15 protein-coding genes and 1 riboswitch are annotated in these 17,052 nt (G+C 63.5%); of the genes, 10 read left to right on the top strand and 5 right to left on the bottom strand.

Annotated features, from left to right (window positions below; translation table 11 throughout):
- The first annotated feature begins 223 nt into the window (after positions 1–223).
- On the top strand, positions 224–1,003 hold the full coding sequence (locus tag C2L66_RS02315) for a DeoR/GlpR family DNA-binding transcription regulator (protein ID WP_035986506.1): 780 nt from the start codon (positions 224–226) through the stop codon (positions 1,001–1,003).
- A gap of 378 nt (positions 1,004–1,381) precedes the next feature.
- On the top strand, positions 1,382–1,579 hold the full coding sequence (locus tag C2L66_RS02310) for a hypothetical protein (RefSeq protein ID WP_007586164.1): 198 nt from the start codon (positions 1,382–1,384) through the stop codon (positions 1,577–1,579).
- A 200-nt stretch (positions 1,580–1,779) separates the two neighbouring features.
- Here the strand turns inward: C2L66_RS02310 and C2L66_RS02305 are convergent, their stop codons facing one another.
- On the bottom strand, positions 1,780–2,169 hold the full coding sequence (locus C2L66_RS02305) for a hypothetical protein (RefSeq protein ID WP_060602810.1): 390 nt from the start codon (positions 2,167–2,169) through the stop codon (positions 1,780–1,782).
- A 202-nt stretch (positions 2,170–2,371) separates the two neighbouring features.
- Between C2L66_RS02305 and glpD the strand changes: the two genes are divergently transcribed.
- The 3 genes from glpD to C2L66_RS02290 all read left to right on the top strand — a co-directional run bounded on the left by glpD (position 2,372) and on the right by C2L66_RS02290 (position 6,371).
- Positions 2,372–3,901: a glycerol-3-phosphate dehydrogenase gene (gene glpD / locus C2L66_RS02300; protein ID WP_060602293.1), complete on the top strand. Its 1,530-nt coding sequence runs from the start codon at positions 2,372–2,374 to the stop codon at positions 3,899–3,901.
- Between the two features lie 143 nt (positions 3,902–4,044).
- Positions 4,045–5,544 carry a glycerol kinase GlpK gene (gene glpK, locus C2L66_RS02295; RefSeq protein ID WP_054929742.1) on the top strand — a complete coding sequence of 500 codons (1,500 nt, stop codon included), beginning with the start codon at positions 4,045–4,047 and terminating at the stop codon, positions 5,542–5,544.
- 140 nt (positions 5,545–5,684) lie between these two features.
- The gene (locus tag C2L66_RS02290; protein ID WP_060602295.1) at positions 5,685–6,371 is read left to right on the top strand and encodes an HAD family hydrolase; all 687 of its coding nucleotides are present in this window, start codon (positions 5,685–5,687) and stop codon (positions 6,369–6,371) included.
- Between the two features lie 894 nt (positions 6,372–7,265).
- Here C2L66_RS02290 and ribB read toward each other — a convergent pair.
- The 4 genes from ribB to C2L66_RS02270 form a co-directional block, all read right to left on the bottom strand.
- A complete protein-coding gene (gene ribB / locus C2L66_RS02285; protein WP_054929740.1) occupies positions 7,266–8,000 on the bottom strand; it encodes a 3,4-dihydroxy-2-butanone-4-phosphate synthase in 735 nt (244 codons plus the stop codon).
- 219 nt (positions 8,001–8,219) lie between these two features.
- Positions 8,220–8,400, bottom strand: a riboswitch (FMN riboswitch).
- Positions 8,401–8,475: 75 nt separating this feature from the next.
- Positions 8,476–9,180, bottom strand: a complete 705-nt coding sequence (locus tag C2L66_RS02280) for a helix-turn-helix domain-containing protein (protein WP_035987591.1) — start codon at positions 9,178–9,180, stop codon at positions 8,476–8,478.
- 282 nt (positions 9,181–9,462) lie between these two features.
- Positions 9,463–10,641: an MFS transporter gene (locus C2L66_RS02275; protein WP_060602298.1), complete on the bottom strand. Its 1,179-nt coding sequence runs from the start codon at positions 10,639–10,641 to the stop codon at positions 9,463–9,465.
- A 20-nt stretch (positions 10,642–10,661) separates the two neighbouring features.
- Positions 10,662–11,057 carry a VOC family protein gene (locus C2L66_RS02270; RefSeq protein ID WP_060602301.1) on the bottom strand — a complete coding sequence of 132 codons (396 nt, stop codon included), beginning with the start codon at positions 11,055–11,057 and terminating at the stop codon, positions 10,662–10,664.
- A gap of 115 nt (positions 11,058–11,172) precedes the next feature.
- Between C2L66_RS02270 and C2L66_RS02265 the strand changes: the two genes are divergently transcribed.
- From C2L66_RS02265 to C2L66_RS02245, 5 genes are all read left to right on the top strand, one after another.
- The gene (locus C2L66_RS02265) at positions 11,173–12,174 is read left to right on the top strand and encodes a LysR family transcriptional regulator (protein ID WP_060602306.1); all 1,002 of its coding nucleotides are present in this window, start codon (positions 11,173–11,175) and stop codon (positions 12,172–12,174) included.
- 215 nt (positions 12,175–12,389) lie between these two features.
- Complete coding sequence (miaB, locus tag C2L66_RS02260) at positions 12,390–13,760, top strand: tRNA (N6-isopentenyl adenosine(37)-C2)-methylthiotransferase MiaB (RefSeq protein WP_060602309.1); 1,371 nt, start codon at positions 12,390–12,392, stop codon at positions 13,758–13,760.
- 33 nt (positions 13,761–13,793) lie between these two features.
- Positions 13,794–14,876, top strand: coding sequence for a PhoH family protein (locus C2L66_RS02255; RefSeq protein WP_060602312.1), 1,083 nt, complete (start codon positions 13,794–13,796; stop codon positions 14,874–14,876).
- A gap of 30 nt (positions 14,877–14,906) precedes the next feature.
- Positions 14,907–15,368, top strand: coding sequence for an rRNA maturation RNase YbeY (ybeY, locus tag C2L66_RS02250; RefSeq protein WP_060602315.1), 462 nt, complete (start codon positions 14,907–14,909; stop codon positions 15,366–15,368).
- Positions 15,369–15,457: 89 nt separating this feature from the next.
- Positions 15,458–16,108: a gamma-glutamylcyclotransferase gene (locus C2L66_RS02245; RefSeq protein ID WP_060602318.1), complete on the top strand. Its 651-nt coding sequence runs from the start codon at positions 15,458–15,460 to the stop codon at positions 16,106–16,108.
- Positions 16,109–17,052: the final 944 nt, after the last annotated feature.

Genomic DNA, 17,052 nt, shown 5'->3' with positions numbered 1-17,052 from the left:
CATGCACAAAAGACTACATATGTGATGATTCGAACACCCTGGCAGGCGGGAAAACCGCACGATAAAGCTGCATCGCGCAGGTGCCTTACGCTTCCTTTCGACTACCGCGGCGGCGAAGCGAAAAAATCCGAACACAAACCAACGACGGCGAACACAACGAAGGTCTTACAATACGGCCAAGCCAACCTTCGCCCGCTCCAGGTGCGGCGCTCACAAAAACATCATGACACGAGACCCCCGCCTCACGCTTAACGCACGTCAACAGGAACTGCTGGAGTGGGTGCAACGCGACGGCTTCGTCACGGTCGACGATCTGGCCGCGCACTTCGACGTGACGCCGCAGACGATTCGCCGCGACGTCAACTGGCTCGCCGACATGAATCTGCTGCGCCGCTATCACGGCGGCGCGAGTCTGCCGACCAGTTCAGAGAACGTCTCGTACAGCGCGCGGCAGCGGATGTTCCATGACGAGAAACGGCGCATTGCGGCGCTGGTCGCCACGCACATTCCCGATCAGGCGTCGCTCTTCATCAATCTCGGCACGACGACGGAAGAAGTCGCGCGCGCGCTGAACCGGCATCGCGGGCTGCGCGTGATCACGAATAATCTGAACGTCGCGAGCATGATGAGCGGCTACCCGGATTGCGAGGTGCTCGTGACGGGCGGGATCGTGCGTCCGTGGGACAAGGGCATCGTCGGCGAACTGACCATCGACTTCATCCGCCAGTTCAAGGTCGACTTCGCGATCATCGGCACGTCGAGCATCGAAACGGACGGCACGCTGCGCGACTTCGACACGCGTGAGGTGCGCGTCGCGGAGGCGATCATCGAACATTCGCGCACCGTCTTCCTCGCCGCCGACCATTCGAAATTCGGCCGCCCGGCGCTCGTGCGCCAGGGGCATCTGAACCAGATCGACTCGCTCTTCACCGACGCGCCGCCGCCGCCCGACATGACAGAAACGCTGACAAACGCGGGCACGCAGGTCTTTATTGCCGAGTGAGTTCGGGCGTGGCCTGCCACGCACCGGCTGACGGGTCCGAAGCGTCGCAAGTCCGTTTCCGCCATGCTGCACCGCACGCAAAACCTACAGTGAAATCAAGGATTTGCCGCGCCCACCGGACCGCCTCTTTCACGCGGCGCTGTCAACGGGAAAATTTACGCGGGTCCATTTGGACTTCCGGCCGCCATTGACTACACTCCAGTTCCCCAACGTCCTTAAACGTCCCTGGACCGAGCGGCATGCATTGGACATGGGGTGAAGCAAGCATAACTTCAGGCCTGATCCGCGGGATTCGCCGTCCGCTGGATCCTCCGTCTGCCGGCAGGGCCGTCGGCGGGCGCAAAGGCCACCCGACTACGCTTGACATGGAGAGAAACGATGCTGAGTCCGCATGAATTCGCCACGTTGTTGCTTGTCAAGGACGCCCCTAACCAGGTCGATATGGAACGCGAAGAACTCGACGCACTGCTCGAACGGCAGCTCGTGGAGCTCGAAAGACTGGCCTCGGGCTTGCAACAATGGCGCATCACGGAATCGGGAGACACGGCTCTTCGCGCGATCAAGCGCTTTTCCTGACTGGCAATCGAGCGAAAATCGAGCGAACTTAACGCGCTTGCCAGTCATATCACTGCGGCCGTCGGCGTGTTCGCAACGGACACGCGAAAATACGGACGCCTGGACGGTCACGCGGCTTGCCCGCCTGGCCGTCTTTATGTTTTCAGGCTAGCCAGCCCCGTCATCTTCGAACGGCGCGCCCGCACGCCCCGATCGCGGCCTCAGCCGCTGCGCAGCGTCGGATCGACGGCGGCGCGCCAGCTCAGCGCCTTCACACGCTGAGCGTTGAAGAACTCCACCCACTGACTGCGCACCTGAGGGTCCGTGCTCCCGCCCTGTGCGGCGTAGCGCTGCGCCAGCGCCGTCTGGAAGGCGCAGTAATCGGCCTTCGACAACCCGCCGCGCCTGTTCGCCACATACGCATCGAATAGCGTCACGTAGACGGATTGCGCGTCGCTGCCGTAGTCGGCGGGCTCACTTCCGCACATTGCCTGCAGATCCGCGAACGACGGCGCGCCCAGCGTTCCGTTCAGGCTCGGCGTGCTGACACATCCCGACAGCACCGCCGCGATCGATAGCGCCGCCGCGCCCGTTTTCCAGAGTCCACGCATGAAGTTCACCTCGTATTGCCGCAATCCGGCCCGTTGCCGGAAGTATCGTCCGCGCGCGGCAAACGTGCCACCGGCGCGCCGAATCGCGCACCAATCCAAGGCGAGTCGAACTTTACTTTTTCGAATATGTTCATTAAAGTTTCGAAAACGAACATTACGACTTCACATCAACCCTACTTTTTCTCCGTCAGGGGCATTCCGGGTGACGCAAGATTCCATTTTCGACCTGCTCGTCGTCGGCGGCGGGATTAACGGCGCCGGCATCGCGCGCGACGCGGCGGGCCGCGGCCTATCCGTGCTGCTGTGCGAACAGGACGATCTCGCTGCGCATACATCGTCGGCCAGCACCAAGCTGATTCACGGCGGCCTGCGCTATCTGGAATATCGCGAGTTCGGGCTGGTGCGCAAGGCGCTGCAGGAACGCGAGACGTTGCTGCGCGCCGCACCGCACATCATGTGGCCGCTGCGCTTCGTGATGCCGCATATGCCCGACCTGCGGCCGGCGTGGCTGATCCGCGCCGGTCTCTTTCTCTATGACCACCTCGCGCGCCGCGAACTGCTGCCCGGCTCGCGCGGCATCGACATGCGCAAGCATCCGGCGGGCAAACCGCTGATCGACTCGATCAAACGCGGCTTCGTCTATTCGGACGGCTGGGTCGACGATGCGCGCCTCGTCGTGCTGAACGCGCTGGACGCGCAGGAGCGAGGCGCGACCATTCTGACGCGCACCAAGCTCACCGGCGCGACGCGCGTGAATGGCGAATGGCATGCGCAACTGCTGCGCGCGGACGGCTCCACGCTGGCCGTGCGCGCGCGTTCGATCGCGAACGCCGCTGGTCCGTGGGTCGGCGACCTGCTGCGCGGCCCGCTTGCGCGCGAAGCGAACTACAGCGTGCGGCTCGTGAAGGGCAGCCACATCGTCACGCGTCGCCTGTTCGAGCACGATCACGCGTACATCTTCCAGAACCCGGACAAGCGCATCATTTTCGCGATCCCTTACGAGCGCGATTTCACGCTGATTGGCACCACCGACCTCGAATACAAGGGCGATCCGTCGAAGGTCGCGATCGAACCGTCCGAAACGCAGTATCTGTGCGACTCGATCAACCGTTACTTCAAGCAGCACATCGCGCCGCGCGACGTGTACTGGACGTACTCCGGCGTGCGTCCTTTGCTGGAGGACGAGAACGCCGACAACCCTTCCGCAGTGACACGCGACTATCGGCTCGAACTCGATGCGCCCGCAGGCGAGGCACCGCTACTGTCAGTGTTCGGCGGCAAGATCACGACGTTTCGCAAGCTCGCGGAAGAAGCCGTCGACGATCTCGCGGGCGTCTTGCAGCACGACAAGCCGACCTGGACAGCGGGCGCGCCGCTGCCGGGCGGCGATATCCCGCACGCGGACTTCGAGCGCTTCGCGTCGCAGTTCGCGCAACAGCACGCATGGCTGCCTGCCGCACTCGCACGCCGCTATGCCCGTGCTTATGGCACACGGGCCGAACGCGTGATCGGCGGCGCACGCTCGCTCGCCGATCTCGGGCAGCAGTTCGCGCCTGGCCTGTATGAGGCGGAACTGCGCTATCTGCGCGAAACCGAATGGGCGACGACCGCGCGCGACGTGCTGTGGCGCCGTTCGAAGCTCGGCCTGCATGTCGAGCCCGGCATGCTCGAAAGCGTCGCGCGCGACATCGACGCATGGTTCGCCCGCGCGACGACCAGGCAGCACGCCTGACGGGCGAATGCGCGCAAACATGCAGCAGGGCGCGGCGATTCCGCCGCGCCGCCGCGCATGCAACAATCCGCGCAGGCAGTTTATTTCGCGTGAGCTGAGCGCGCCGCCGCGCCGGTCCGACAAAAACGCATGGAGATGAGACGATGCAGGATCAGTACATCCTGGCGCTAGACCAGGGCACCACCAGTTCGCGCGCGATGCTGTTCGATCGCAAGGGCAATGTCGTCTCGGTCGCGCAGAAGGAATTTCAGCAGATCTATCCGCATCCGGGCTGGGTCGAGCACGACCCGCAGGAAATCTGGGCGACGCAGGCGGGCGTCGCAGCCGAAGCCGTCACGCATGCCGGCCTGAACGGCACGTCGATTGCCGCGATCGGCATCACGAACCAGCGCGAGACGACGATCGTCTGGGATCGCGAAACGGGCCATCCCATCTACAACGCGATTGTCTGGCAGGACCGGCGCACGGCCGACTTTTGCGATCAGTTGAAGGCGCAAGGTCTCGAACAGACATTCCGCGCGAAGACCGGCTTGCCGATCGATTCCTACTTCTCCGCCACGAAGATCCGCTGGATTCTGGACAACGTCGACGGCGCGCGCGAAAAAGCCCGGCAAGGCAAGCTCGCGTTCGGCACGGTCGATAGCTGGCTGGTGTGGAATTTCACCAAGCATGAGTTGCACATCACCGACGTGACCAACGCGTCGCGCACGATGCTCTTCAACATCCACACGCTGCAATGGGACGACGAGCTGCTCGACGCGCTCGACATTCCGCGCAGCATGCTGCCGGAAGTGCGTCCGTCGTCGGAAGTGTATGGGCCGACCAAAACGACCGTGTTCGCGTCGAAGATTCCGCTGGCGGGCATCGCGGGCGACCAGCACGCCGCGCTGTTCGGCCAGATGTGCACGCGCTCGGGCATGGTGAAAAACACGTATGGCACCGGCTGTTTTCTGGTGATGAACACGGGTACGAAGCCGATCGAATCCAGCAACAATCTCGTCACGACGATTGCCTGGCAGATCGGCGATCAGGTCAACTATGCGCTCGAAGGCAGCATCTTCATCGCGGGCGCTGTGGTGCAATGGTTGCGTGACGGCCTGGGCATCATTCGCAGCGCGTCGGAGATCGAGGCGCTCGCGCGCGGTGTCGAACATTGCGACGGCGTGTACCTCGTGCCTGCGTTCGCGGGCCTCGGCGCGCCACACTGGAATGCGCGCGCTCGCGGCACGCTGTTCGGCGTGACGCGCGGCACGACGTCCGCGCACATTGCACGCGCGGCGCTGGATTCGATCGCGTATCAATCCGTCGACGTGCTCAAGGCGATGGAAGCCGACTCGGGCATTCATATCGACGAACTGCGCGTGGACGGCGGCGCATGTGCGAACAATCTGCTGATGCAGTTCCAGGCCGACATTCTCGGGGTGGATGCCGTGCGCCCGCAGATCAGCGAAACGACGGCGCTCGGCGCAGCGTATCTCGCGGGACTCGCGACGGGCTACTGGAAGGACATCGACGAATTGCAGAGCCAGTGGAAGCTCGAGCACCGCTTCTCCCCGTCGATGCCGGGCGATCAGGCGAAGGCCTGCCTCGACGGCTGGCAACGGGCGATTCGCGCGGCGAAGGCGTGGGCCGACGCGCCCTGAGTTGACGCACGTCCGTGCGCGCGTGTCGCGCAACCCGCCCGGCGCGCGCCGGGCCGCAATGCACGTATCATGTCGCTTTCGGCGCGTAGTGTGCCTTGCGTCCTGCCTCTTGCGGGCTGCGCTTTTGTTTCATTTTCCGCATGATCGACCATCTCATTTGCGACTGCGACGGCGTGCTCGTCGACAGCGAAGTCATCGCCGACCGCGTGATGCACGACACGCTCGCCGCCACTTTTCCCGCGCTCGATTTCGACGAGATCTGCAAGACCGCGTTTGGTCAGCAGACTTCGCGATTTCTCGAGAGTGTCGAAGCGGCCTTCGATATCGAACTGCCCGCTGATTTTTTGCAGACCGTCGAGGCCAATGTCGAAGCGGAGCTTGCGTCGTCGCTGTCCGCGATTAGTGGCGTGCGGGATGCACTGCTGCGCGTGTCGCTGCCTGCTGCTGTCGTGTCGAATAGCCGGATGATGCGTGTGAGCGCGTCAGTGCGCCGCGCCGGGCTGGCGGAGATTTTCGGGCCGCGGGTGTTTAGCGCCGAGCAGGTCGCGCGGCCGAAGCCTTATCCAGATGTGTATCTGTTTGCTGCGCAGCGGCTGGGGGTCGAGCCGTCGCGGTGCATTGTGGTTGAGGATAGCGTCGCGGGGCTGAATGCCGCGCGGGCGGCGGGGATGATGACGATTGCTTTTGTTGGGGCTAGTCATATTCCTCATGGCTATGCCGATGTGCTGCGGAATATGGGGATCACGCGGATCATGCAGCATATGGATGAGTTGCCGTCCATTGTCGAGGCGGGGATGCGGGGGGAGTTTGGAGGGGTGCAGTCGTAGGTCGTTTTTTTGTCTGCGACGCTTTGGGGTTGGCGTTTTTGCCTTTTCGCTCTGGCATTCCGCGTTTTGCTTTTGCTTTCGCTGGCATTCGCGATCTGCCTTTTCGCTGGCATCCGCGATGCGTTAGCGTGCTTCACGCGTCGCCCCTGTGCGGGGCGGCACCTACTTTTCTTTGCCGCCGCAAAGAAAAGTAGGCAAAAGAAAGCGGCTCACACCGCCAGTGCTAATACTTGCCTGAGGGCCCCCAAAGGTCCTTACGCTTCACACGGCAACCACGTGACTGATGTCGGTTGCCAGCGCCCTGAACAGGCGCCTCACCTGCTTCGGACACCCGTACTTGCGCAAGCGGCAGCGAACGATATATGCCGCCCAGGTGGCAAACTGTGTGTAGGTTGTCGTACCGCACAGCTTAATGCTCTTACCAGAAACACCAATCCTGCCACCCAGTCCGGAGTGAAGCGTGTGGAGCACCGAGGGCCGACACACAGTTTGCCACCTGGGCGGCGGCAGACTGTCTGGCACGACGTGCTGTGAAGCGGGAGCGTGAAGCCGGTGAGGCGTACAGAGGGAGCGTTGGCAACGCACGCTAACCGGTGCGCTGCCGTGTGAAGTGTGGGGACGTCGGGGGCCCGTGGACAAAGGTCAAGCACTGGCGGTGTGAGCCGCTTTCTTTTGCCTACTTTTCTTTGCGGCGGCAAAGAAAAGTAGGTGCCGCCCCGCACAGGGGCGACGCGTGAAGCACGCTAACGAATCGCGGATGCCAGCGAAAGCAAAGGCAAATCGCGAATGCCAGCGAAAACCCGAGCAAACCCAACCAACCGCGCGCAAACGCAAAAACCTCCAGACCACTTGCGCAGCAAACCCCAAAACCAAAAACCCAAAACCAAAAAAACCTCAAACCTCGCAACAAGCCTCCCGCGCGAAGGCCATCGCGCGCCGAAACTCGACCAATTCTGCGATAGTAAGCATAGGCATATCGTGCCGAGCGGCGAAACGCTCGACATCAACACCTCGCATCATCGTGCCATCAGCGTTCATCAACTCGCACAACACCCCAGCGGGCTTCAGCCCCGCCAACGTCACGAGATCGACGGTCCCTTCCGTGTGCCCGCGCCGCGCCAGCACGCCGCCCGGCATCGCGCGCAACGGATACACATGACCCGGACGCACAATATCCGCAGGCTTCGCGTCATCAGCAATCGCGGCACGAATCGTCGTGAGCCGGTCAGCGGCAGACACCCCCGTCGACACACCTTCGCGTGCCTCGATCGACACCGTAAACGCCGTCGTATTGCGACTTTCGTTGTGAGCCGTCATCGGCGGCAATTCGAGCGCGCGTACCCTGTCGTCAGTCAGGCACAGACACACAATGCCGCTGCACTCGCGGATAAAAAGCGCCATCATCTCGACACTCATGCGCTCCGCCGACATGATGAGGTCGGCTTCGTTCTCGCGGTCGTGATCGTCCTGAAGCACTACGGCACGGCCCTCGCGCAAGGCGTCGAGCGCAGCGGCGATGCGCGGCGGTATGGGTTCGGTGGCAAGAAGGGGAAGATCGGCGGACGCGTCCTCGGCAACGACAGACGGCGCAGGCCAAACGAATGCAGCAGATGTAGATACTACGGACATGTGAAACGCTCCTCGCAAGAGTGTGGGCGAAAAACGTTTCAGGGCATTGCAAACAGACAAACGCGTCCCGCGAGCCGCAAACGGCTGCCATGCAACCAATGGACGATGCATTCGCGCGCCGCTCGCAACGAGCAGCACGGCAGCGGCCGTTCCGCACGAGACCAAGGCAAAGCGCACACACGCGCTAACCCGGTCGACAGGAGACTCAGATGACTATCTGCACATCTTCTTCCATCCGGACTCTAACCGTCGGCTCTGGCCTCTCACCAGATCTGCTGACCCTGCAAACTCGAACTACAACGCAGGCGCTCGCGGGCTCGCAGACTCACGCTTCGACCATGCCAAAGCGCGCCGCCTGCATACCGCCGGTGGGGAATTTCGCCCCGCCCTGAAGACGTACTGATTACCGGATCGATCCGGCTCGCGAAGCATACAACAACCACGCGTGGCGTGCAGCCAGCGCATGCTTCATGTTTCAGCCTTCGGAATGCGCATGCGCGAGCGGCGCATCATGCGGTACATCCCAGCGCGGCGGCGTTTCCGCATTCACGGTCACGCGAAACGCGCGCGCTTCCGTGTCGCCGGGATTGCGCAGGCTGTGCGGCTGGTCAGCGTCGAAGACGATCGAGTCGCCCGTCGCCAGCAACTGGCGGCGGTCGTGCACGCTGACTTCGAGTGTGCCCACGCTGACGACGAGATTCACCGTCGTCCCCGGCGCGCGCCGCGTGCCAGGCTCGGTATGCAGCGGCGCGATGCGCAACTCGTGAAACTCGGCGGTCGACGGCTCCGCATCGGGGTGCAGCGCGCGTGTCCAGTAACGCCCATTCGACGTGACGACGCGCGCCGAGCGATCCGCCGGCAAATGCTCGAAGCCGTTCACAGCATGTTGGCGCAGGAATGCCGCGACCGACACCTTCAAGGCCGCCGCGACCTTGCACAGCACCTTGATCGACGGCACGCTGCGCGCCGATTCGATCTGCGCGAGCATCGCGCGCGACACGCCCGACGCTCGGGCCAACGCATCGAGCGACAACTGACGCTCCGCGCGCAACCGCGCGAGGTTCACGCCGACGCGGTGTTCGAGCGCGTCGAAATCCGAGGAACGCGTATCGTCGTGGGCATGGGCTGCGTCGTGACCTTCGGACGCGCGGTCGCGCACGAGCGCAAGCGGTGACTGCATGATGACCTCCAGAAGCCCCGCATCGGTGCGGAGCAAGCACTAGTGGAGGCAAGACTAGCACCCGGTTTTCGCGCGCCCAACGAAGTTATCTTCACACTGTTATCACGATCGCAGAGGACCCTTATGCGCTGGCGTGCGATGCGTTCAGCACGCAGCGCCGGCGGTAGCGCGCGTTGCCGGGGACGCGGAATTCATCGGCACGAGCCGCAAAAACAGATGCCCACGCATGGCGGCGTGGGCATCGAAGACATCATCTGAAGCGCCAGTGCGCAGTCGCCGGACTCAGACCCGCTCGCGCACGTCCCCCGCGACGACAGCGGCAGGCGCATCCATCCGCGCCGCTACCCATGTCAGCGCCAACGCAGCCAGCGCGACGAGCGCCGCGACGTAAGGCAAGGCGTCGAGTCCGTAACCGTGGCTGATCGCCAGCCCACCCAGCCACGCGCCGCCCGCGTTGCCCACGTTGAACGCACCGATGTTGAGCGTCGACGCAAGATTCGGCGCTGCCTTCGCCTTCTCGACGACGCGCATCTGCAGCGGCGGCACGGTCGCGAACGCTGCGATTCCCCAGATGAACACCGTGACGGCGGCAGCAATCTGTGAATGGCTGGTGTGCGCGAATACGGCCATCACCACGGCGAGCGCGATCAGAATGCCCATCAGCGACGGCATCAGCGACCGGTCCGCCAGCTTCCCGCCGATCGTGTTGCCGACCGTGAGGCCGACGCCGAACAGCACCAGGATCAGCGTGACGCCGTGCGGCGTGAAGCCGCTCACCTGCTCGAGAATCGGCGCGATGTAGGTGAACACGACGAACACCCCGCCGAAGCCGAGCACCGTCATCGTCAGCGCGATCCACACTTGCGGGTCCTTCAGCACGCGCACTTCGTGGCCGAGACCCGCCGGCCCCGTGTCATGGCGATTCGGCACGAGCGCCGTCACGCCCGCGAGCGACAGCACGCCGAACGCGGCGACGATCCAGAACGCGACGCGCCAGCCGAACATCTGGCCGATGAACGTGCCGAACGGCACGCCGAGCACGTTGGCCAGCGTGAGACCCGTGAACATCAGCGCGATCGCGCTGGCCCGCTTTTCCTGCGGCACCAGAGACGCAGCCACCACCGCGCCGATGCCGAAGAACGAGCCGTGCGCGAACGACGTCACGACGCGCGCGATCATCAGCACCGGGTAGTCGGAGGCGATCGCGCACAGCACATTGCCGACAATGAACACGCCCATCAGCAGTTGCAACGCCAGCTTGCGCGGCATCTTGCTGGTGACGACGGCAAGCAGCGGCGCGCCGACGGCCACGCCGAGCGCATAGCCGCTGACGAGCAGCCCGGCGGAAGGAAGCGAGACGGCAAGATCTTTCGCCACATCGGGCAGCAAGCCCATGATGACGAACTCGGTGGTGCCGATGGCGAACGCGCTGATCGCGAGCGCAAGCAAGGGAATGGGCATGGAAAGCTCCAGACGACGATTCAAAAGGACGCGCGCCCGACATTGCGCGCCGCCGTCACGAACTCGATGACGACGGACGCCGCGAGCGCGACGAACAGTTGCACTTCACCCGAAAGCGGCACATCGGCGGTCTGATAAGCGACGCCGGCCTTGTCCAGCCGCGCGAGCAGCGCCTGCCACTGCGCGCCGTCGTCGAGACGGAACGCGAGGTGGTCGATGCGCGGCGTCACGCGGCCCGCGTGACCCGGCAACGTCGACTCGACGAGGTGGATCACCGGGCGGCCGTCGGCATAAAGCCAGTAACCGCCGACACCGAACGGCGGCCGCGCACCCTCCTCCAGCCCCACGACATCGACGAAGAACCGCCGGGTGGCGTCGAGATCAGGGGTGACGATCGTCGCGTGGTCGAGATGCATGATGCGGGCTCCGGGTAAACGCGAATGTTCGCGTTTTCAGGATCGGATTGTGCGCGAAGCTCGTCGATTTGATAATTGGCGTACCATTTGAAGGATTTTCAAACGGTGTCGAATAATGACCGACAACCTGGGTGACATCCGGCTATTCGTCGAAGCAGCGCAGCTGGGCAGCCTGTCGGCGGCGGGCCGCAAGCTCGGCCTCACGCCTGCGGCGGCCAGCGCGCGCCTCGCAAAACTCGAAGGCGGACTGAAGGCGCGCCTGTTCGAGCGCACGACGCGGCAGCTGCGTCTCACCGACGAAGGCCGTCTCTACCTCAACTGCTGCCAGCAGGCGCTGCGCGCCCTCGACGACGGAGAAGCCGCGCTTCAGGCCGGCCAGAACGCGGTGCGCGGCAAGGTGCGCATTTCCGCGACATCGGATTTCGGGCGCAATCTGCTGATGCACTGGCTCGACGAATTCAACCTGCTCTACCCCGATGTCACGTTCGCGCTGACGCTGTCTGATTCGCTACAGAATCTGGTGCAGGAAGACATCGACCTCGCCATCCGCTTCGGCGTGCCGCAGGACAGCTCGCTCGTCGCGCGCTGGCTCGCGCCGAATCCGCGCGTACTGTGCGCATCGCCGGAATACATCGCGCGGCGCGGCGAGCCGACAGATCCGCTGGACCTCGCGCGCTTCGACTGCATCGTCCTCGGCACTGCGTCGGGTCCCGTCAACGAATGGCGCTTCACGCGCGGCGCAGAGGCCGTCACGTACACGATTCCGCTCGAATCGGCGCGCGAAACCAACGACGGCGCCGTCGCCCGCGAATGGGCGTTACGCGGCTACGGCATCGTGATCAAGTCGATGTGGGACGTCGAAGCCGACCTGAAAAGCGACGGCCTGCGCGTGCTGCTGCCCGAATGGCGCTATCCCGATGCGCCGCTGCACGCGCTCTATCACCGCAACCGCTTCATGGCGCCGCGCGTGCGGGTGCTGCTCGATTTTCTCGCCGAGCGCTTCACCAGGGTGACGGGCGAACTGGAAGCGCAACTTGGCTTACCGCCGCACGGCGGCGCCCGAAAGACGCTCGCGCGCACGCGCAAACCGCCCGCCGGCACGGAAACCGGCGCATGAAGCCGGCCCGGCACGCTGTGCCGGCACGCCGCCAAAGCCCCACGCAGCAAAGGGCTATAATGTTGGACTACGCTGTAAAAACGCGTTCAGGGCGCTCCGGCGCCGCTTCGGACCCGTAGGCGGTCCGAGTCTCCGCGCCCCGGCGCCACGCGTTTTTTGTCTCTTCACCTTTTATTGACGCCCCCAGGTTAACCACTGCGACCGGCGAACACCCGATGACCAAGAAAGTTTATGTAAAGACCTTTGGCTGCCAGATGAACGAGTACGACTCCGACAAAATGGTCGACGTACTCGGTGCGGCTGAAGGCCTCGTCAAGACCGACACTCCCGAAGACGCCGACGTCATTCTGTTCAACACCTGCTCGGTGCGCGAAAAGGCGCAGGAGAAAGTCTTCTCCGATCTCGGCCGCGTGCGTGAACTGAAAGAAGCGAACCCGAATCTGCTGATCGGCGTGGGCGGCTGCGTGGCGAGCCAGGAAGGCGCGTCGATCGTCTCCCGCGCGCCTTATGTGGACCTCGTGTTCGGCCCGCAAACCTTGCACCGTCTGCCGCAGATGATCGACCAGCGCCGCGCGAGCGGCCGTCCGCAGGTCGACATCACGTTCCCGGAAATCGAGAAGTTCGATCACCTGCCGCCGGCGCGCGTCGATGGCCCGAGCGCGTTCGTGTCGATCATGGAAGGCTGCAGCAAGTACTGCAGTTACTGCGTCGTGCCGTACACGCGCGGTGAGGAAGTGTCGCGACCGCTCGACGACGTGCTGACGGAAATCGCCGGTCTCGCCGATCAGGGCGTGCGCGAAGTCACGCTGCTCGGCCAGAACGTGAACGCCTTTCGTGGCGCAATGACAGCCGGCTCGACCGAGATCGCCGATTTCGCCACGCTGATCGAATACGTCGCGGAGATTCCGGGTATCGAACGGATTCGCTATACGACGTCGCATCCGAAGGAATTCACGCAGCGCCTGATCGACACCTACGCGAAGGTGCCGAAGCTCGTGAGCCATCTTCATTTGCCCGTGCAGCACGGCTCGGACCGCATCCTGATGGCGATGAAGCGCGGCTATACCGTGCTCGAATACAAGTCGGTGATCCGCAAGCTGCGCGCGATCCGTCCGGACCTGTCGCTGTCGACGGACATGATCGTCGGCTTCCCTGGCGAGACGGAAGAAGACTTTGACAAGATGATGCAGCTCGTGCACGACATGAGCTACGACACGAGCTTCTCGTTCATCTACAGCCCGCGTCCCGGCACGCCCGCCGCGAATCTGCACGACGACACGCCGCGCGAAGTGAAGCTGCGCCGTCTGCAGCATCTGCAGGCCACGATCGAAGAAAACGTGCAGCGCATCAGCGAGGCGATGGTCGGCAAGGTCGAGCGGATTCTGGTCGAGCGCCCCGCGCGCAAGGACCCGAACGAACTCGCGGGCCGCACCGAGAACAACCGCGTGGTGAATTTTCCCGCGCCGGTGGAATCGCACGCGCGCCTGATCGGCCAGATGATCGACGTGAAGATCGTGCATGCGTATCCGCACTCGTTGCGCGGCGAACTCGTGATGGTTCACGACACCGCGCCCGCCACTCATTAAGCTGTAGCGCACCGACAGGACCTAACCCAAGCCTTGAAGACCACTCAGCAACATCTGGAATTCACTGCGCCGCGCGACGACAACGCGCGGCTTGCCAACCTCTGCGGACCGCTCGACGAAAACCTGCGGCAGATCGAGCAAGCGCTCGACGTCACGCTGCAACGACGCGGACACCGCATCAGCATTCGCGGGCGCGGCGCGAAAATCGCCCTCAATGCGCTCGAAAACTTCTACAACAGCGCGCGCGATCCAATCTCCGTCGACGACATCCAGCTTGCGCTCGTCGAAGCACGCCATCCGGGCAACAACGGACGCGCGGGCGGTAACGGTGAGACAGAAGCCGAAGCGCGTTTTCGCGGCGACCCGGATCATCCGTTCGACGAACCGGCGCATGAAGGCGTGGAGGACGAGGAAGAACTCGGTCCGAAGCTGTATACGCGCCGCGCCGATCTTCGCGGCCGCACGCCTGCGCAGCGCGAGTATCTGAAGCAGATCGTCTCGCACGACGTCACCTTCGGCGTCGGCCCGGCGGGCACCGGCAAGACGTATCTGGCCGTCGCCTGCGCCGTCGATGCGCTGGAGCGCGATCAGGTCAAGCGCATTGTGCTGACGCGCCCCGCCGTCGAAGCGGGCGAGCGGCTCGGCTTCCTGCCCGGCGATCTCGCGCAGAAGGTCGATCCGTATCTGCGTCCGTTGTACGACGCGCTTTACGATCTGCTCGGCTTCGACAAGACAGCGAAGATGTTCGAGCGCCAGATGATCGAGATCGCGCCGCTCGCGTATATGCGCGGCCGCACGCTGAATCACGCGTTCATCATCCTCGACGAGGCGCAAAACACGACGCCCGAGCAGATGAAGATGTTCCTCACGCGGATCGGCTTCGGCTCGAAAGCGGTCGTCACGGGCGACACGACGCAGATCGACTTGCCGCGCGGCCACAAGAGCGGGCTGATCGAAGCGCAGCGCGTGCTCGAGGACGTGCGCGGCATCGCGCTCACGCGCTTCACGAGCGCGGACGTGGTGCGGCATCCGCTCGTCGCGCGCATTGTCGAGGCGTACGACGCGGCGTCGAAGAAAGAAGCGGCCGCTGCCGAAGCCGCCAGCGCAGCGAAGTAACACGGACATGACCTGGACGAAGAACAACGCATGAGCCGCGCCCCGAAACTGTCGCTGAACCTGCAATTTCCCGCTGGAAAAGCGTGGCCCGAACACAAGACGCTGTTGCCGAAGGCAACGGTCGCCGCGTGGATCAAGGCCGCGCTCTTCGCGGACGCAGAGTTGACCGTGCGTTTCGTCGATGCCGACGAAGGCCGCACGTTGAACCGCACGTATCGCGGCAAGGACTACGCCACCAACGTGCTGACGTTCGCTTATGCGGAATCGGAAGACGATCCCGTCACGGGCGACCTGATTCTGTGCTGCCCTGTCGTCGAGAAGGAAGCGAGCGAGCAGGACAAGCCGCTCGAGGCGCACTACGCGCATCTGCTGGTCCACGGCACGCTGCACGCGCAGGGCTACGACCATGAGGACGAAGCGGAAGCCGAAGAAATGGAAGCGATCGAAACCGAGGTGCTCTGCAAGCTCGGCTTCCCCGACCCGTACGAATAAGGCTCGAAAGCAGGGATGTTGAGCCGGCATCGCCGCCTGGTCGATCGCGGGCTCTGACGAACTCCAGTCAGCCAACCGATCGAATCAACGTGAGCCAACCCCTTCCATCACCGACGCCGCGTCAACCGTGCCCCGACTATCCGCCGTCGCTCGGCGAATCACGGCTGTTGACGGACGATGAACTGCGCGCGTCGCTCGAATGCGCTCTGCGAGACTGGGATCGCACTAGCGACTTGTGGCTGTTCGGCTATGGGTCGCTGATCTGGAATCCCGGTCTGCCGACGGTCGAGGCGTTGCGTTCTCGTGTGCATGGATATCATCGCGGGCTGTATTTGTGGTCGCGTGTCAATCGCGGGACGCCGGAGCGGCCGGGGCTCGTGCTCGCGCTGGACCGCGGCGGATCGTGCAGTGGGATTGCGTTCAGGCTTGCTGCCGAGGGCGCGATGCCGCATCTCGAAGCGCTCTGGCGACGGGAAATGGCGATGGGTTCGTATCGTCCGGCGTGGCTGCCTTGCGTGCTTGCCGATGGGCGGCGCGTCGATGCGCTTGCGTTTGTGATGCGGCGGGATGTGGCCTCTTATACGGGCAAGCTGTCTGACGACGTTGTGAAAGCGGTGCTTGGGTGTGCTTCCGGGCGATATGGGACCACGCTGGATTATGTGAGTCGCACGGTTGAGGCGCTGCGGGAAAGTGGAATGCCAGATAGAGCGCTCGAGGCGCTGTTGGTGAGGTGTCGGTAGAGCGCGCATTTTGCGCGGGGTTGGTTGTTGCTGGGGTCCGGGTTTTGTTATTGCGCTTCACGCGTCGCCGTTCGTGCGTTTGGCCTTTTCGCTGGCATCCGCGATTCGTTATCTCGCTTCACGCGTCGCCCCTGTGCGGGGCGGCACCTACTTTTCTTTGCCGCCGCAAAGAAAAGTAGGCAAAAGAAAGCGGCTCACACCGCCAATTCTTGACGTTTGCCCACGGGCCCCCAACGTCCCCACCCTTCACACGGCAACGCCCTTGTCCGTGTGCGTTGCCAACGCTTCGAATGAGCGCCTCACCCACTTCAAACACCCGTACATGAGCCGGCGGCAGCGAATGGTATGGGCCGCCCAGGTGGCAAACTGTGTGTAGGTTGTCGCGTCGTATGGCCTGGCGCTCTTACAGGGTGGGACGCGTGCGCTATCGGTCCGGAGTGGTGCGCGTATGGCGCGAAAGCCTACACACAGTTTGCCACCTGGGCGGCCGTGGACTATTTGGCACGGCTTGGTGCGACGCGGGGGCATGAAGCGGGTGAGGCGCATCGCAGGAGCGTTGGCAACGAACGTGGGTCACGTGGTTGCCGTGTGAAGCGTAAGAACCTGTGGGGGCCCTCAGGCAAGAATTAGCGCTGGCGGTGTGAGCCGCTTTCTTTTGCCTACTTTTCTTTGCGGCGGCAAAGAAAAGTAGGTGCCGCCCCGCACAGGGGCAACGCGTGAAGCACGCTAACGAATCGCGGACGCCAGCGAAAAGGCCAAACGCGCGAACGGCGACGCCTGAAGCACGATAACAAAGCCCGGATGCCAGCAAAAAAAAGCAAACACAAACAGCCCACCCAGCGCCGCACACAAAAACCGCTAATTTTGACCACACGCCCCCCAACCCTCAGATATCAGTTAGGATAAAAGCGAGCGTTTTCCGCCGAAAACCGTCTTCCCCCGGT

The sequence above is a fragment of the Paraburkholderia caribensis genome (assembly GCF_002902945.1).
GTDB classification, from domain to species: domain Bacteria; phylum Pseudomonadota; class Gammaproteobacteria; order Burkholderiales; family Burkholderiaceae; genus Paraburkholderia; species Paraburkholderia caribensis.
This window is presented reverse-complemented; position numbering and strand designations above follow the sequence as displayed.

What these genes read in the sequence shown, in the direction of transcription:
- C2L66_RS02315 (WP_035986506.1), top strand. Translation starts at nt 224, where the DNA reads ATGACACGAGACCCCCGCCTCACGCTTAACGCACGTCAACAGGAACTG.
- C2L66_RS02310 (WP_007586164.1), top strand. Translation starts at nt 1,382, where the DNA reads ATGCTGAGTCCGCATGAATTCGCCACGTTGTTGCTTGTCAAGGACGCC.
- C2L66_RS02305 (WP_060602810.1), bottom strand. Translation starts at nt 2,169, where the DNA reads ATGCGTGGACTCTGGAAAACGGGCGCGGCGGCGCTATCGATCGCGGCG.
- glpK (WP_054929742.1), top strand. Translation starts at nt 4,045, where the DNA reads ATGCAGGATCAGTACATCCTGGCGCTAGACCAGGGCACCACCAGTTCG.
- C2L66_RS02290 (WP_060602295.1), top strand. Translation starts at nt 5,685, where the DNA reads ATGATCGACCATCTCATTTGCGACTGCGACGGCGTGCTCGTCGACAGC.
- ribB (WP_054929740.1), bottom strand. Translation starts at nt 8,000, where the DNA reads ATGTCCGTAGTATCTACATCTGCTGCATTCGTTTGGCCTGCGCCGTCT.
- C2L66_RS02280 (WP_035987591.1), bottom strand. Translation starts at nt 9,180, where the DNA reads ATGCAGTCACCGCTTGCGCTCGTGCGCGACCGCGCGTCCGAAGGTCAC.
- C2L66_RS02275 (WP_060602298.1), bottom strand. Translation starts at nt 10,641, where the DNA reads ATGCCCATTCCCTTGCTTGCGCTCGCGATCAGCGCGTTCGCCATCGGC.
- C2L66_RS02270 (WP_060602301.1), bottom strand. Translation starts at nt 11,057, where the DNA reads ATGCATCTCGACCACGCGACGATCGTCACCCCTGATCTCGACGCCACC.
- C2L66_RS02265 (WP_060602306.1), top strand. Translation starts at nt 11,173, where the DNA reads ATGACCGACAACCTGGGTGACATCCGGCTATTCGTCGAAGCAGCGCAG.
- miaB (WP_060602309.1), top strand. Translation starts at nt 12,390, where the DNA reads ATGACCAAGAAAGTTTATGTAAAGACCTTTGGCTGCCAGATGAACGAG.
- ybeY (WP_060602315.1), top strand. Translation starts at nt 14,907, where the DNA reads ATGAGCCGCGCCCCGAAACTGTCGCTGAACCTGCAATTTCCCGCTGGA.